This window comes from Streptomyces sp. NPDC043996 (assembly GCF_056435225.1).
In genome coordinates, this window is the sequence record NZ_JBWKEY010000017.1 from 152,949 (window position 1) to 168,248 (window position 15,300).

Annotated in this window: 13 protein-coding genes; 3 read left to right on the forward strand and 10 right to left on the reverse strand. The window is 74.5% G+C overall.

Annotation, left to right across the window (positions count from 1 at the left end):
- Nucleotides 1-27 precede the first annotated feature (27 nt).
- The 5 genes from thpD to AC07A4_RS35730 all read right to left on the reverse strand — a co-directional run bounded on the left by thpD (nucleotide 28) and on the right by AC07A4_RS35730 (nucleotide 4,829).
- On the reverse strand, nucleotides 28-918 hold the full coding sequence (thpD, locus tag AC07A4_RS35710) for an ectoine hydroxylase (RefSeq protein WP_478607095.1): 891 nt from the start codon (nucleotides 916-918) through the stop codon (nucleotides 28-30).
- Entirely contained in the window at nucleotides 915-1,319 is a 405-nt protein-coding gene (locus AC07A4_RS35715; protein ID WP_478607098.1) for an ectoine synthase, read from the reverse strand. Before AC07A4_RS35715 ends, thpD begins: the two co-directional genes overlap by 4 nt.
- Nucleotides 1,320-1,390: 71 nt before the next feature.
- Entirely contained in the window at nucleotides 1,391-2,662 is a 1,272-nt protein-coding gene (gene ectB / locus AC07A4_RS35720) for a diaminobutyrate--2-oxoglutarate transaminase (protein WP_478607099.1), read from the reverse strand.
- Nucleotides 2,663-2,767: 105 nt separating this feature from the next.
- On the reverse strand, nucleotides 2,768-3,328 hold the full coding sequence (gene ectA / locus AC07A4_RS35725; protein WP_478607102.1) for a diaminobutyrate acetyltransferase: 561 nt from the start codon (nucleotides 3,326-3,328) through the stop codon (nucleotides 2,768-2,770).
- A gap of 400 nt (nucleotides 3,329-3,728) precedes the next feature.
- Nucleotides 3,729-4,829 carry a pyridoxal-phosphate-dependent aminotransferase family protein gene (locus AC07A4_RS35730; RefSeq protein ID WP_478607105.1) on the reverse strand — a complete coding sequence of 367 codons (1,101 nt, stop codon included), beginning with the start codon at nucleotides 4,827-4,829 and terminating at the stop codon, nucleotides 3,729-3,731.
- Between the two features lie 107 nt (nucleotides 4,830-4,936).
- Between AC07A4_RS35730 and AC07A4_RS35735 the strand changes: the two genes are divergently transcribed.
- Complete coding sequence (locus AC07A4_RS35735) at nucleotides 4,937-6,025, forward strand: amidohydrolase family protein (RefSeq protein WP_478607108.1); 1,089 nt, start codon at nucleotides 4,937-4,939, stop codon at nucleotides 6,023-6,025.
- 379 nt (nucleotides 6,026-6,404) lie between these two features.
- The gene (locus tag AC07A4_RS35740) at nucleotides 6,405-7,334 is read left to right on the forward strand and encodes an SCO1860 family LAETG-anchored protein (RefSeq protein WP_478607111.1); all 930 of its coding nucleotides are present in this window, start codon (nucleotides 6,405-6,407) and stop codon (nucleotides 7,332-7,334) included.
- A 45-nt stretch (nucleotides 7,335-7,379) separates the two neighbouring features.
- On the opposite strand, the gene cobC is transcribed toward AC07A4_RS35740, so the two are convergent.
- Nucleotides 7,380-8,453 carry an Rv2231c family pyridoxal phosphate-dependent protein CobC gene (cobC, locus tag AC07A4_RS35745; RefSeq protein ID WP_478607114.1) on the reverse strand — a complete coding sequence of 358 codons (1,074 nt, stop codon included), beginning with the start codon at nucleotides 8,451-8,453 and terminating at the stop codon, nucleotides 7,380-7,382.
- On the reverse strand, nucleotides 8,450-10,240 hold the full coding sequence (locus tag AC07A4_RS35750; protein WP_478607117.1) for a cobalamin biosynthesis protein: 1,791 nt from the start codon (nucleotides 10,238-10,240) through the stop codon (nucleotides 8,450-8,452). The genes cobC and AC07A4_RS35750 overlap by 4 nt, the downstream gene beginning before the upstream one ends.
- Before the next feature lie 106 nt (nucleotides 10,241-10,346).
- On the opposite strand from AC07A4_RS35750, the gene AC07A4_RS35755 reads away from it, so the two are divergent.
- Complete coding sequence (locus AC07A4_RS35755; protein ID WP_478607120.1) at nucleotides 10,347-11,075, forward strand: ZIP family metal transporter; 729 nt, start codon at nucleotides 10,347-10,349, stop codon at nucleotides 11,073-11,075.
- Between the two features lie 20 nt (nucleotides 11,076-11,095).
- Here the strand turns inward: AC07A4_RS35755 and AC07A4_RS35760 are convergent, their stop codons facing one another.
- The 3 genes from AC07A4_RS35760 to AC07A4_RS35770 are packed head-to-tail and all read right to left on the reverse strand — an operon-like array spanning nucleotide 11,096 to nucleotide 15,209.
- Nucleotides 11,096-12,586: a cobyrinate a,c-diamide synthase gene (locus AC07A4_RS35760; protein ID WP_478607123.1), complete on the reverse strand. Its 1,491-nt coding sequence runs from the start codon at nucleotides 12,584-12,586 to the stop codon at nucleotides 11,096-11,098.
- On the reverse strand, nucleotides 12,580-13,188 hold the full coding sequence (gene cobO, locus AC07A4_RS35765) for a cob(I)yrinic acid a,c-diamide adenosyltransferase (protein ID WP_478607126.1): 609 nt from the start codon (nucleotides 13,186-13,188) through the stop codon (nucleotides 12,580-12,582). The genes AC07A4_RS35760 and cobO overlap by 7 nt, the downstream gene beginning before the upstream one ends.
- A complete protein-coding gene (locus AC07A4_RS35770) occupies nucleotides 13,188-15,209 on the reverse strand; it encodes a putative cobaltochelatase (protein WP_478607129.1) in 2,022 nt (673 codons plus the stop codon). Before AC07A4_RS35770 ends, cobO begins: the two co-directional genes overlap by 1 nt.
- Nucleotides 15,210-15,300 lie beyond the last annotated feature (91 nt).

The following is a 15,300-nucleotide window of genomic DNA, read 5'->3' on the forward strand; positions in this document are numbered from 1 at the left end:
CACGCGCCGGTTCACATCACCGCGGGCTCACCCCACCGGGGTGAAGTCCCGCGCCCCGATGAACTCGGGCCGCCGCACGGGCGCCGCGAACGGCTCCACCGCCGCGTTCTCCACGCTGTTGAAGACGAGGAAGACGTTCGAGCGCGGATACGGCGTGATGTTGTCCCCGGAGCCGTGCATGGCGTTGCAGTCGAACCAGGTGGCCGCGCCCGCCGCGCCCGTGAACAGCTTGATGCCGTGCTCGGCGGCGAGCCGGGTGAGCGCCTCGTTCGACGGGGTGCCCGCGTCCTGCATCCGGAGGGACTTCTTGTAGTTGTCCTTCGGCGTCTCGCCCGCGCAGCCGAGGAACGTCCGGTGCGAGCCCGGCATGATCATGAGCCCGCCGTTGGTGTCGTGGTTGCGGGTGAGCGCGATCGACACCGAGACCGTGCGCATGGCGGGCAGGCCGTCCTCGGCGTGCCAGGTCTCGAAGTCCGAGTGCCAGTAGAAGCCGGAGGCCCCGAAGCCGGGCTTGACGTTGATCCGGGACTGGTGGACATAGACGTCCGAGCCGAGGATCTGCCGGGCGCGGCCCGCGATCCGCGGGTCGGCCGCGAGCCGCCCGAAGAGCTCGCTGATCTTGTGCACCTCGAAGACGGACCGGATCTCCTGGGAGCGCGGCTCGACGATGGAGCGCTCGTCGGCACGCATCCCCGGGTCGTTGACCAGGCGCTCCAGCTCCGCGTGGTACTCCGTCACCTCGCCCGGGGTGAGCAGCTGGTCGACGGCCAGGAACCCGTCCCGGTCGAACCCGGCCAGCTCCTCGCCGGTGAAGGGCCCCGGGGCGCCGGGCGGTGACCACACCACGGGGTCCTTGCGCGGGGTGAGCACCTCCGCGGCGCCGCGGGTCGGGTACGGGTCGCTGAGCGCGGTGGTCACTTGCCGTCCTCCTCCGTCAGGAGCGGGTACACCCCATTCTCGTCGTGGTCCTCGCGGCCCGTCACCGGCGGGTTGAAGACGCACAGGCAGTGGAAGTCCTCCTTGACGCGCAGCGTGTGCTTCTCGTGCCCGTCGAGGAGGTACATGGTGCCGGGCGTGATCCGGTGCGACTCACCGGTCGTGCGGTCGGTGAGCTCCGCCTCGCCCTTGGTGCAGACGACCGCCTCCACGTGGTTGGCGTACCACATCTCGGTCTCCGTGCCCGCGTACAGGATGGTCTCGTGCAGGGAGAAGCCGACGCGCTCCTTGGCGAGCACGATGCGCTTGCTCTCCCAGGTGCCCGACGCGGACTTCACATGCCGGTCGGTGCCCTCAATGTCCTTGAACGAACGGACGATCACGGTGTGGTGCTGCCTTTCTCGCGGGTGAATACGAGTCGGTAGGGGAGTCGGTGGTGTGTCGTACGGGCGGCTCAGGCCGTCTCGCGCACGGCGCGGGTCAGGGTGCGCAGGCCCTCGTCGAGTTCGTCGGCGGAGATCGTCAGGGCCGGGAGCAGCTTGACGACCTCGCCCTGCGGGCCCGAGGTCTCGATGAGCAGGCCGAGCTCGAAGGCCCGCTTGGCGACGGCGCCCGCGCGGTCCTTGTCGCGGAACTCCACGCCCCACACCAGGCCGCGGCCGCGGTACTCGACGATGTCCGCGCGGTGCTCGTCGACGAGCGTGAGGAGCGTCTGCTCCACCTGCTCGCCGCGGGCGCGGGTCTGCTTCTCCATGGCGGAGCCGTCCGCCCAGTACGTCTCCAGGGCGGCGGCGGCCGTCACGAACGCCGGGTTGTTGCCCCGGAAGGTGCCGTTGTGCTCGCCCGGCTCCCACACGTCGAGCTCCGGCTTGAAGAGCGTGAGCGCCATCGGCAGGCCGTAGCCGCTGATGGACTTGGAGACGGTCACGATGTCCGGCGTGATGCCCGCCTCCTCGAAGGAGAAGAACGCGCCGGTGCGGCCGCAGCCCATCTGGATGTCGTCGACGATCAGGAGCATGTCCTGGCGGTGGCAGAGCGCTTCGAGGGCGCGCAGCCACTCGGCGCGCGCGACGTTGATGCCGCCCTCGCCCTGCACGGTCTCCACGATGACGGCGGCGGGCTTGTTCAGACCGGAGCCCTGGTCGTCCAGGAGCCGCTCGAACCACAGGAAGTCGGGCATCGCCCCGTCGAGGTAGTGGTCGAACGGCATGGGCGTGCCGTGCACCAGCGGGATGCCCGCGCCCGCGCGCTTGAAGGCGTTGCCGGTGACCGCGAGCGAGCCGAGCGACATGCCGTGGAAGGCGTTCGTGAACGACACGATCGACTCGCGGTCCTTGACCTTGCGGGCCAGCTTCAGCGCGGACTCCACCGCGTTGGTGCCGGTGGGGCCCGGGAACATGACCTTGTACGGCAGGTCGCGCGGGCGCAGCACCAGGTTCTGGAACGACTCAAGGAAGGCGCGCTTGGCCGTGGTCGACATGTCGAGGCCGTGCGTGACGCCGTCGCGCTCCAGGTAGTCGAGCAACGCCCGTTTCAGGACGGGGTTGTTGTGCCCGTAGTTGAGCGATCCGGCACCGGCGAAGAAGTCGAGGTACTCGTGGCCGTCCTCGTCGTACATGCGGCTGCCCTGCGCGCGGTCGAAGACGGTGGGCCAACCGCGGCAGTAGCTGCGCACCTCCGACTCAAGGGTCTCGAAGACGCTCAGGTCCGGCGGGGTGATGGTCACAGCGGATCTCCTGGGAGATGAAGGGGGTGGCGAGGGGGGTGGAGGAAGAGGGGGCGTCGTCGTCCCGGCCGCGCTGCCGGAGCCGTCGCCCGAAGGCCTCGGGTCTCAGACGGCCAACGGGCCGATGACGTACAGGACTTCGGGCTCGTGCGTGTCGCCGTCGTCGCCGGGGAACAGGGCCGCGTCGAAGAGCACGGTGCGCTCCACGCGGGCGCCGTGCCGCTCGGCGTACGAGGTGAACAGGCGCTCGGAGGCGGTGTTGCCCGGCGTGATGGTCGTCTCGACGGCGGTGAGTTCCCGCCGCCCGGCGACCTTCGCGGTCAGACCGTCGATCAGCGCACCGGCGAGACCGCGGCCGCGGTGCGCGTGGTCGACGGCCACCTGCCAGACGACGAGGGTGTCCGGCGCGTCGGGGCGGACGTAGCCGGTGACGAACCCGACGGGTTCGCCGTCGGCGTCCCGGGCGACCGCGGACGTCGCCGCGAAGTCGCGGCACCACAGCAGATAGCTGTACGAGGAGTTGAGGTCGAGGACCTTCGAGTCCCGGGCGATCCGCCAGATCGCGGCGCCGTCGGCGACACCGGGAGTGTCGATGCGCAGGCCCTCGGGCATTTCGAGGAATTTCGCTTGCAGGTCGGTCGGTAGATCGGCTTGTGCAGCGGTCATGCGGATTGAATTTACCGAGCAATTTCCGGGATTGCATCGAGGGAAGGGGTTACGCGGCGAGGTGCGATGTGTTATCACGCAGGCGCGTACGCCCGCATGAGCAGCCGGGTTTTCCTCATGATTTGCCCGATTTATTTCCGACAATTCGGGCCTGATGTGGAGTCCGTCACAGGTGGGAAACTTCCGCGTGACGCGCCCGAATTACGCCGATTGACACTGGCGAAACCTTAGTGTTTAGGAGCCAGGAAAGCGGGCAGAAGAATACGGGAAGCTGCTCTCATAAAGAATTCATGAGGAGGCTGTTAAAAGTCCCCGAGAAAAGCCGAGGAAGGCTATGAGGATAAAGCCCGCCCGCCCTCGCGAATCCGGAGGGCGGGCGGGAGCGGGCCGAGCGAAGCGACTAGCGCCAGGTCTCCGTGACCGCCCGGCGCGCCCCCTCCAGGTCCACGGCGAGCCCGGCCTCGCCCATCGCGGCGCCGAGCGCGGCCAGCGAGGCGTGCACGACGCCCCGGGTCGCGTCCGGGCCGTAGTGGTTGACCCGGATCATCTCCGTGGCGAGGGCGCCGCCGCCCGCGACCAGCGGCAGGGCCGGGTCGGCCGCGAGGGACTTGGCGACCAGGGCGGAGGCGTCGACGCCGCGCGGCGCGCGCAGCGTGGTGGCGACGGGGGCGGCGTCGCGGGCCTCGCGCACATACGGCTCCAGGCCCCCGCCCAGGGCCAGCGCGCCCGCGCGGGTGGCGGCGGCAGCGGCGGCGTGCCGCGCCATCAGCGCGTCCAGACCCTCCGACTCGATCCGCTCCAGGCATGCCTCCAGGGCCAGCATCTCCAGCTGCGCGGGCGCGTGCAGGAGCGCCTTGCGGCCGCCGTCGATCCAGCGCTGCTTCCAGTCGAGCAGCGACAGGTACGAGCGGCGCGGGGCCTGCGGGTTGGCGGCGATCCGCTCCCAGGCGCGCCCGCTCACCGACACCGCGGACACGCCCGCGGGGCCGCCCATCGCCTTCTGCGCGCCGATCACGCACAGGTCCACGCCCCACGCGTCCGGAAGGAGCGGCTCGGCGGCCACGGAGGCGACGGCGTCCAGCATGAACAGCGCCCCGTGCGCGCGCACGACCTCGCCGATCTCCGCGACCGGGTTGGTGTTGCCGGTCGCCGCCTCGGCGTGCACCAGGGACACGAAGCCGATCTCCGGGTGCGCGGCGAACGCCTCCTCGACCTGGGCGGCGGTGACCGCCGTGTGGAACGGCACCGCGAGATCGACGACCGTGGCCCCGCAGTCGCGCAGCCAGTCGCCGAAGGTCTGCCCGTACGGGCCGGTGATCACGTTCAGGGCGGTGGTGCCGGGCCCGGCGGCCCCGCGGATGCAGCCCTCAAGCGGCAGGAGCGCCTCGCCCTGCGTGATCACGACGTCCTGCCGGGTGCCGAGGAGCCGGGCGACGCGGTCCTCGATGGCGGCGAAGTGCGCGGCGCTCAGCGGCGCCAGGTCGAGAAGGGGGTGGGTCATGATGCTGCGGCTCACTTCGCGCGTGCGTCGGGACGGGTGGCTGAGCCGAGCCTACCGACTGCCCGCTCCCTGCCCTGTCAGGTCCTACCCCTCCTAAGCTGCTGTCCATGAGCGATCACGCGGTGCTGCACGTGAAGGGGCGGGTGCTCGTCGGGCCCGAGGACGTACGGGACGAGTTGTGGGTGGTCGGCGGGCGCGTGACGTTCCAGCGGCCCGCCGCCGGCGACGTGGTGACGGTCACAGGATGGGCGCTGCCCGGCCTGGTCGACGCGCACTGCCACGTCGGCCTCGACGCCCACGGACCCGTCCCCGCGGAGACGGCGGAGAAACAGGCCCTCACCGAACGCGACGCGGGCGCGCTGCTCCTGCGCGACGCGGGCTCCCCGTCCGACACCCGCTGGATCGACGACCGCGAGGACCTGCCGAAGATCATCCGCGCGGGCCGCCACATCGCCCGCACCCGCCGCTACATCCGCAACTACGCCCATGAGATCGAGCCCGACGACCTGGTGGCGTACGTCGCGCGCGAGGCCCGGCGCGGCGACGGCTGGGTCAAGCTCGTCGGGGACTGGATCGACCGCGAGGAGGGTGACCTCACGGCGTGCTGGCCGCGCGGCGCCGTGGCGGCCGCCATCGCGGAGGCGCACCGCCTCGGCGCCCGCGTCACCGCGCACTGCTTCGCCGAGGACGCGCTGCGGGACCTGGTCGAGGCGGGCATCGACTGTATCGAGCACGCCACGGGCCTGACCGAGGACACCATCCCGCTGTTCGCCGAGCGGGGCGTGGCGATCGTCCCGACCCTCGTGAACATCGCGACGTTCCCGCACCTCGCCGCGGGCGGCGAGCAGAAGTTCCCCCGCTGGTCGGCGCATATGCGCCGGCTCCACGAGCGCCGCTACGACACGGTACGGGCCGCGTACGACGCCGGGGTCCCGGTGTACGCGGGCACCGACGCGGGCGGCTCCCTCGCGCACGGCCTGATCGCCGGGGAGGTCGCGGAGCTCACCAAGGCGGGCATCCCGGTGCTCGACGCGCTGTCCGCCACGACGTGGGGCGCCCGCGCCTGGCTCGGCCGCCCCGGCCTCGTCGAGGGCGCCCCGGGCGACCTCGTCGTGTACGACGCGGACCCCCGTGACGACGTCCGCGTCCTCGCCGCGCCGCGACGGGTGGTGCTCGACGGGCGCGTGATCGGCTGACCCCCGGGCCGTGGCGCGGCCACGAGACGGCGAAGCCCCGTACGCCGTGGCGGGGTTGACGGACAGTGACGCGACGGCGCCGCGCTCGTTGAAAGGGGCCCACGGCGCCCCGCCCGTCAACGGCGGCCGTGGTGAGGGACGGGAATCAGGTGGCACGATAGAACGCTCGTTTTAGCTGATTCGAAAGCAGGGGCGGAAACCTCCCGTTGGAGTGAACTCACGCCAGGTTGCTGCTCGTTCACTCTCCGTGCGTAAAGATGCGGGAGTCGGCGGCGCCCCCCGGCGCACTCCGGCATCAGTGGTCCCCCCGCGCACGCGATGTCCCCGTGTGGCGTGCGCGGGGCGGCACCTTCGTGACTCATGTGGGGGTTCCACCACCTTGACCAGCAACACCTTCCGCCGCCTGCCCGCGCGCCGCATCGGCGCCCTCGCCGCCGCCACCGTGGTCGCCGCCGGTCCCGCGGCCCTCGCCACCGCCGGCTCCGCGCACGCGACGGACGACGACCGGGGCGGCCGCGCCGGGGCCGTCGTGCTCCGCACCGGACTCGACGTCTCCCTGCTCAACAAGACCGTGAACGTGCCGCTCAAGGTCGCCCTGAACGACGTCAGCGCGCCCGCGAACGCCACCAAGTCCACGCTCACCGCCACGCTCGACGGCGTGGACGGCGGGCGGCCGTTCAGCGTCCTGCGCGCCGACGTCGCCACCGCGCGGGCCACCGTGAAGGGCGGCACGGCCCAGGGCTACAGCAACGTCGCGCGCGCCAAGGTCAACCTGCCCGGACTGCCGCTGCTGCCCCTCGTCGAGGTCGACCAGGTCACCTCGAAGGCGGTGTGCGCGGCGGGCAAGCGGCCGGTCGCCGACTCGACGTTCCTCGGCGGCGTGACCGTCCTCGGCAAGAAGGTCAGCGTCAGGGCCGCGGGCACGACCCAGGTGGCCGTCCCCGGCGTCGGCGAGGTCCGCCTCGACCTGTCCGCGACCCGCACGACGTCCACCACGGCCGCCGCGACAGCACTCCAACTGAAGGTCTCCGTCGACCCGTTGAAGCTCGGCGTCGCCGCTGTCGAGGGCACCGTGACCCTCGCGGGCGCGACCTGCGTGAGCCCCGGGCCCGGCCCCAAGCCCCGGCCCGAACCGCAGGGCGGCAAGCCCGCCGAGCCGGTCACATCGAAGCGGGAGGCGCCCAAGCCCACGGAGAACGACAACCTCGCGGAGACCGGCGGCAGCTCGATGACGCCGTACATCGCCGGGGGCGCGGTGGCGCTCGTCCTCGCCGGGGGCGGGGCGCTGGTGTACACCCGGCGCCGCTGACGCGGCGGGCCCGCCCCCGGCGCTGAGCGGCGGCGCCGGGGGCGGTCAGCGCAGGGCGTGGAGGAGGGCGTCGGTCGTGGCGCGGTCCCGCACCGCGAGCCGCATCCAGTCGGGCCCGAGGCCGGGGAAGGTGTCGCCGCGCCGCACCGCGAACCCCCGCTCCCGCAGCCGCTCCCGTACGGCCGTCGCCGCCCCCTCCATCCGCACCAGCACGAACGGGCCCGCCGCGGGTCCTGCCACCTCCACCCCCGGCAGCTCCGCGAGCCCCGCGACCAGATGACGCCGGTCGGCGGCGACCCGGTGCGCGACATGGCCCGCCTCCGCCAGCGCGCGCGGCGTCACACACGCCTCCGCCGCCGCGAGGGCGGGCGACGACACCGGCCACAGCGGCTGCGCGCGGGACAGCTCGGCGATCGTGTCCGGGGCGGCGAGGACATAGCCGATCCGCAGCCCGGCCAGGCCCCACGTCTTCGTCAGGCTGCGCAGGACCACCAGGCCCGGCACGTCCACGCGCCCGGCCAGCGCCTCCCGCTCGCCGGGCACCGCGTCCATGAACGCCTCGTCGACCACGAGGAACCGCCCGGGACGGGCCAGGCGGGCGAGGACGTCCGCCGGGTGCAGCACCGACGTGGGATTGGTGGGGTTGCCGACGACGACGAGGTCCGCGTCGTCCGGCACCGCCGCCGGATCGAGGCGAAAGCCGTCCCGCGCCCGCAGCAGGACCCGCCCCACCGCGTGCCCCGCGTCCCGCAGCGCCGCCTCCGGCTCCGTGAACTGCGGATGCACCACCACCGGACGACGCACCCGCAGCGCCCGCGCGAGCAGCACGAACGCCTCGGCGGCACCGGCCGTAAGCAGCACCCGCTCCGGCGCGAGGCCGTGCCGCTCCGCCACGGCCGCCCGCGCGGCCCGCCCGTCGGGATAGGCGGCGAGCCCGTCGAGTGAGGCCGCGATGTGCTGCTTCAGCCAGGCGGGAGGCGTGTCCACCCGGACGTTCACGGCGAGGTCCACGAGCCCCCGCCGCCCCCGGACCTCCGCGTCCCCGTGGTGCCGCAGGTCGACCTCAACGCCACCCGGGCCGCGCAGGTCGGTGTCGTCGGTGTGGGGCAGGCCGGTCACTGGTTCTCCTCGGGGGTGGGGCGCCGCGCGAGCGCGGTGTCGTCGGATTCGGCTCCGGAGGGGTCCGGCGCCAGCGTGCGGCCCGCCGCCACCCCGGTCGTGGCGCTGCCCACGATGACGAGGGCGGTCGTGCCGATGAGGGCCGGGTCGAGCGTGGCCAGTGTGATGAGGCGGGCGTTGCCGGGCGGGTGGGCCGCGTCGTCGACGACACCCACGGCGGTCGTCGGCGCCCGGTGTTCGGCGACTACCGCGAGGGCCCGGCGCAGCCGCCCGGCGTGCGGCCCGGTGAAGGCGACCACGAGGTCCGCCACGGCCGCCGCGCGCACCCGGCGTTCGACCACCTCCCAGGGCGGGCCCGGCTCCGACAGGTCGATCGTGACGTGGCCCTGCCCCAGCGGTACCCCCAGAGCCACCGCGGCGGCCCGCACGACCGTCACCCCCGGCACGCCCACCACGTCAATGCCGCTGATGCCGCTGATGCCGCTGGTGTCGCTGATGCCACTGGTGTCGTTGGTGTCGCTGATGCCGCCGAGCACGCCTCCCATCGGCGCGCACCCCGGCCCAAGGAGCGCGACGGCCCGCCCCCGCCGCGCCTCGGCCACGGCCGCCCGGGCCCGCTCCTCCGACGAGCGGAGGCCCGGGCCGACGACCCTGGTGCCGGGCAGCAGCAGGCCGCGGACCCGCCCGACGTCCTCGCCCGCGCCCACGACCACGGCGGCACGCCGCAGCTCCGCGCGGGCGCGCGGCGCGAGCAGGTCCCGGGGGCCGGGGCCGAGCCCCACCACGGCGAGCCGTCCGCGCGCCGCCGCCCGCGCGACCGCGCACGTCGCCATGGGCGGCTCCCCGTCCGCGCGCCTCGACTTCCGCTTGGGCACGAGGAGTTCACCGCCCGCCGCGAGCGCCGCGGCCTCCGCCACGGACGGCGTCCCGACGGCGGCGAGCGCGGCGTCCGACGGATTCGGCACCTCGACGCGCGCCAACTCCCCGGCCGGATACGTCACCACGGGCACCCCGAGCCGCCGCGCCGCCTCGACGATGCCCGGCTCGTCCCGCTTCACGTCGACGGTCGCCAGCTCCCGTACGCACAGCGGGGAGAGCCCCGCGTCCCGCAGACAGGCGCGCACCAGGCCGAGGACCTCCTCGACCGGCGCGTCCCTGCTGGCGCCGACGCCGACCACCAGCGACGGCGGCCGCAACACGGCCTCGCCGCGCCCCGGCCGCAGGTCCCGGTCGGTGACGCGCACGGTGGTCCGGCCCGCCCCCGGCGACACGTGCGGCGGCAGCGCGGGCAGCGGCCAGGCCACCTCGGCCACCAGGGCCACCGGCTCCCCGTCCCCGAGGGCCCGCGTCACCCCGGCGACGTCCCCCTCCACCGGCAGGCCCACCGCATCGAGCCACGCCGCGTCGGCGCCCGAGGCGAGCACCGGCTCGGCCCCGAGGACGCCGCCCACCTCGCGCGCCAGCGCGTCCGTACCGCCGCCGGGCCCGTCGAGCAGCGCCACGGCGAACCGCCCGCCCTCGTCGACGCAGACCACACCGGGCCCGCCCGGCAGGGCCGAAAGGAGCGGCGCGGCCAGGCGCACCGCCGTGTCCGCCGCCAGGAAGCACACCACCTGCTCGCACGCGTGGAAGGCCCGCTCGAACGCCTCCCGTACGGGCCCCTCGTACACCCGCGTCCGCGAGGGCCACGCGGCGGCGAGCCGGTCGCGGGCCTCGGCACCCGCCCGCGTCGCGGAGAGCAGCCCGATCGCTCGCGGCACCGTGCCGGTGGGGGCGGCGTCGGCCATGGCGGGATTCCTCTCGGGCGGGCGAAGCGGGGTGAACGGGAGTGCGGGGGCGCGGGGGCGTGAGGGCCGGTTAGCGCCCGCCGCGGCGATCGGCTAGCAAGAGCGCATGGCGGTGTTCGTGGCGCTCGGCGCGTTCGCAATGACCCTGCTCGGCGGCTGGACCGCCGGACGGGTCACCGACCGGCGCCATCTGGTGCTCGGCCTCGCGGGCGGCCTCATGCTCGGCGTGGTCGGGCTCGACCTGCTGCCGGAGGCCCTGGAGGCGGCGGGCGGGCCGGTGTTCGGCGTGCCCGCCGCACTGCTCCTGGCCGTCGCGGGCTTCCTGTTCGCGCACGTGGTGGAGCGGCTGCTCGCGCTGCGCCAGGCGGCCCACGGGGCGGACGCGGCCGGCGGCCGGGTGCCGGAGGTGGGCCTGACGGCGGCGGCCGCCATGGTCGGGCACAGCGTCATGGACGGCGTGGCGATCGGCGCGGCCTTCCAGGTCGGCGGCGGCATGGGGGCCGCCGTGGCCCTCGCCGTCATCGCCCACGACTTCGCCGACGGCTTCAACACGTACACCCTCACGCGCCTGTACGGGAACGCGCGGCGCCGCGCCGTCGCCATGCTGTTCGCGGACGCCGTGGCCCCCGTGGCGGGCGCCGCGACGACGCTGCTCTTCACCATTCCGGAGCAACTGCTCGGCGGATATCTCGGCTTCTTCGGCGGCGCGCTCCTCTACCTCGCCGCCGCCGAGATCCTGCCCGAGGCCCACCACGACCACCCGGCGCGCTCCACGCTCCTGTGCACGGTCGCGGGCGCCGGGTTCATCTGGCTGGTCGTCGGCCTTGCCGAGTGAGCCGCCGGGCCCCGTGCCGCTCATCCCCGCGCGGTCCCCGCCACCACGGGCTCCACCGCCGCGCACCGCTCGACGAACCGCCGCGCGATCCCCGGCTCGGCGGCCCAGTGCGTGTGCAGATAGCTCGCGTGCACGCCCTTCTGTACGAAGCCCTCGACGCGCCGCTCAGGGACGTGAAGGCCCCAGGCGGCAGACGCCCCCGCCCCCGGCTCCACCACGGTGCGGTGGAACTCGTGGCCGCGCAGCCGCGTGCCCACCGGTGCCAGGACGCTGTCGGACACGGCCACCGCGTCCCGGTAGCCGAGCGTGAGCCGCTCGGTCATGCGCGCGCTCGCGTCGAGCACCCCGCACATCGGCTTGCCGTCCAACTCCCGCGCCAGGTAAAGCAGTCCGGCGCACTCGGCGGCCACGGGCGCCCCCGACGCCGCGAGCTCGGCCACCGCCGCGCGCAGCGGCTCGTTGGCGGACAGCTCAGGCGCGTACACCTCGGGGAAACCGCCCCCGATGACCAGGCCCCGGGTGCCGGGCGGCAGCCGCTCGTCGCGCAGCGGATCGAACGACACGACCTCGGCCCCCGCGGCGGCGAGCAGCTCGGCGTGCTCGGCGTACGAGAACGAGAAGGCGGCCCCACCGGCGAGCGCGACGACGGGAGCGATTCCAGCCCGTCCGGCGTTTGAGGACGAGGCGCGGAGCGCCGATGAAGCGGGGGTCCAGGGGGCGGCAGCCCCCTGGTTTCGGGAAGGGGCGCCCGCGCGCGGAGCGCGCTGATGGACGCAGTAGGGGAGCCCCTGGCAGGGATCCCACGCCACCCCCGACCACGCCCCGGCCCCCCGGGCCAGCGCCAGAATCGCCTCCAAGTCGCACCCCTGGCGCACCCGCTCCGCGAGCGCCGCCACGGAGGCCACCGCGTCGGCCTGCCGCTCGGCGACCGGCACCAGGCCCAAGTGCCGCGAGGGCGCCTGGACTTGGGGAGCCCGCCGCAGGGCGCCGAGCACCGGGACGCCGGAGGAGTTGAGGGCCTCCCGCAGCAGTTCCTCGTGCCGGTCGGAGCCCACCTTGTTGAGGATCACCCCGCCGATCCGCACCTCCGGGTCCCACGAGGCGAAGCCGTGCACGAGCGCGGCCACCGACCGCGACTGCGAGGACGCGTCGACGACGAGGACCACCGGCGCCCCGAGGAGCTTCGCGACGTGCGCGGTCGACGCGAGCTCACCCTGGCCCGCGGCCCCGTCGTACAGCCCCATCACGCCCTCGACGACCGCCAGGTCGCACCCGGCGGCGCCGTGCGCGAACAGCGGCCCCACCAGGTCGGGCCCGCACAGGAACGCGTCCAGGTTGCGCCCGGGGCGCCCCGTGGCCAGCGCGTGGTAGCCCGGGTCGATGTAGTCGGGCCCGACCTTGTGCGGCGACACGGCGAGCCCCGCCTCGGTGAAGGCGGCCATCAGACCGGTCGCGACGGTCGTCTTGCCGCTCCCGGACGACGGCGCCGCGATGACGACGCGCGCTACCACTCGATGCCCCGCTGACCCTTCTGACCGGCGTCCATCGGGTGCTTGACCTTGGACATGTCGGTGACGAGATCGGCGTACTCCACCAGGGCCTCCGGGGCGTTGCGCCCGGTGATCACCACGTGCTGGTTGCCGGGCCGCTCGCGCAGCACCGCCACCACCTCGTCGACGTCCACCCAGCCCCAGTGCAGCAGGTAGGCGAACTCGTCGAGCACGTAGAAGCGGTACGTCTCGGCCGCCAGGTCCCGCTTGACCTGCTCCCAGCCCTCGCGGGCCTTGTCCTCGTGGCTCTGCTCGCCCTCGGCGGGCTCCCGCTGGATCCACGACCAGCCCTCGCCCATCTTGTGCCAGTCGACGCGGCCGCCCTCGCCGCTGGCCCCGAGCACCTTCAGGGCGTTCTCCTCGCCGACCTTCCACTTCGCCGACTTGACGAACTGGAAAACCCCGACCGGCCACCCCTGGTTCCAGGCGCGCAGCGCCATCCCGAACGCGGCCGTCGACTTCCCCTTGCCGACGCCCGTGTGCACCATCACCAGCGCGCGGTTGCGGCGCTGCCGCGTCGTCAGCCCGTCGTCCGGCACCACACTCGGCTGCCCCTTCGGCATTACGCGGCCCTCCTGTTGTCGCCCTGCATGTCCTTGACCAGACCGGTGATCGAGTCGGCCCGAAGCCCGTCGAGCGTCACCGCCGTGCCGCCGAGCTCACCGGCGAGCTGCCCGGCGAGCCCGAGCCGCACCGGACCCGACTCGCAGTCCACGACGACCGACGCGACGCCCTCCGCCGCGAAAAGGCGCGCCGCCCGCCCCGCGAGGGCCACCGGCTCCGGGCCGCCGGTGGCCCGCCCGTCCGTGACCACCACGACCAGGGCGCGCCGCGCCGGATCGCGCAGCCGCTCGATCCGCAGCACCTCGTGCGCCTTGAGCAGCCCGGCCGCCAGCGGCGTCCGCCCGCCCGTGGGCAGTGACTCAAGCCGCGCCGCCGCGGCGTCCACCGATGACGTCGGCGGCAGCGCCACGTCGGCGGCCGCGCCCCGGAACGTCACGAGCCCCACCTTGTCCCGGCGCTGATAGGCGTCGAGCAGCAGCGAGAGCACCGCGCCCTTCACCGCGCCCATCCGCTGCCGCGCCGCCATCGACCCCGAGGCGTCCACGACGAAGAGCACCAGGTTCCCCTCGCGCCCCTCCCGCGTCGCCTGCCGCAGATCGTCGCGGCGCACCACGAGCCCGCGCCCGGAGCGCCCGCGCGCCGCCTGGTGCGGCGCCGCCGCGAGCACGGTCGCCGCCAGGTGCAGCTTGGTCAGGGTGCCCCGGGGCCGCCGCGACCCGGTGGTCCTGCCGTGCTCGGTGCGCGCCCGCGAGCGGCGCCCGGCCGCCCCGTCGCCGAGCCCCGGCACGCTGAGCACCTTCGCCCGGAACGGCTCCGAGGCCCGCACCGGCTGCTGCTCGCCGCCGCCGGAGCCCTGAGGCCGGGGCCCGCCCTCGGGCGCCTCGCCCCGCTCGGGGGCGGCGCCGCTCTCCGGGGCCTCGGGGCCGGGGTCCTGCGGGGGCACACCGCCGCCACCGCCGCCGCCACCGGGCCCGGGGTCGTCGTCACCGTCGCCGTCGGTGTCGCCGTCGTCGGCGAACTCCTCCAGCGTCTCGTCCAGCTTGTCCTCGTCGAGCCCGGGGGCGTCGAAGGGTTTGCGGCGGCGCCGGTGCGGAAGGGCGAGCAGCGCCGCCTGCCGCACGTCGTCGGCGAGCACGTCCTCGCGCCCCGCCCACGCGGCGAGCGCCGTCGCCGTCCGGGCCATCACGATGTCGGCCCGCATGCCGTCGACCTCGAAGGCCGCGCAGGTCGCCGCGATCTGCCGCAGCGCCCCGTCGCCGAGCCGCACCCGCGGCAGGAGCGCCCGCGCGGCCACGATCCGCGCCCGCACCCCGTGCTCGTCCTCCGCCCAGCGCGCCGCGAAGCCCTCCGGGTCGTCGTCGTAGGCGAGCCGCCGCCTGACGACCTCCACCCGCTGGTCCGGCTCGCGCGAGGCCGCGACCTCCACGGTGAGCCCGAACCGGTCGAGCAGCTGCGGCCGCAGCTCGCCCTCCTCGGGGTTCATCGTCCCGACGAGCAGGAACCGCGCGGCGTGCCGCACCGACACGCCCTCGCGCTCGACGTACGAGGCGCCCATGGCGGCCGCGTCGAGCAGCAGGTCGACCAGGTGGTCGTGGAGCAGATTGACCTCGTCGACGTAGAGGATGCCGCGGTGCGCGTCGGCGAGCAGCCCCGGCTCGAAGGCCTTCACGCCCTCCGCGAGCGCCCGTTCGATGTCCAGGGCCCCCACGAGCCGGTCCTCGGACGCGCCCACGGGCAGCTCCACCATCCGCGCGGCCCGCGAGGCACCCGCACCGGGCTCGTGCGGCCCGTCCGGGCACCCGGGGTCGGGCGCCCCGGGAGCACACGAGAACCGGCACCCGGCGACGACCTCCACGTCCGGCAGCAACGCCGAGAGCGCCCGCACGGCGGTCGACTTGGCGGTGCCCTTCTCACCCCGTACGAGCACACCGCCGACGGCGGGGGAGACGGCGTTGAGGAGCAGGGCGAGCCGCAGGTCGTCCTGCCCGACGAGGGCGGTGAAGGGGTAAGGAGTACTCACGCGAAGACCTCCGTTTTCAGCCCGTCCGGCGTTTGAGGACGAGCCGCGAAGCGGCAATGAAGGGGGTCCAGGGGGCGAAGCCCCTTGGTTT

What these genes read in the sequence shown, in the direction of transcription:
- ectA (WP_478607102.1), bottom strand. Translation starts at nt 3,328, where the DNA reads ATGACCGCTGCACAAGCCGATCTACCGACCGACCTGCAAGCGAAATTC.
- AC07A4_RS35730 (WP_478607105.1), bottom strand. Translation starts at nt 4,829, where the DNA reads ATGACCCACCCCCTTCTCGACCTGGCGCCGCTGAGCGCCGCGCACTTC.
- AC07A4_RS35735 (WP_478607108.1), top strand. Translation starts at nt 4,937, where the DNA reads ATGAGCGATCACGCGGTGCTGCACGTGAAGGGGCGGGTGCTCGTCGGG.
- AC07A4_RS35750 (WP_478607117.1), bottom strand. Translation starts at nt 10,240, where the DNA reads ATGGCCGACGCCGCCCCCACCGGCACGGTGCCGCGAGCGATCGGGCTG.
- AC07A4_RS35755 (WP_478607120.1), top strand. Translation starts at nt 10,347, where the DNA reads ATGGCGGTGTTCGTGGCGCTCGGCGCGTTCGCAATGACCCTGCTCGGC.
- cobO (WP_478607126.1), bottom strand. Translation starts at nt 13,188, where the DNA reads ATGCCGAAGGGGCAGCCGAGTGTGGTGCCGGACGACGGGCTGACGACG.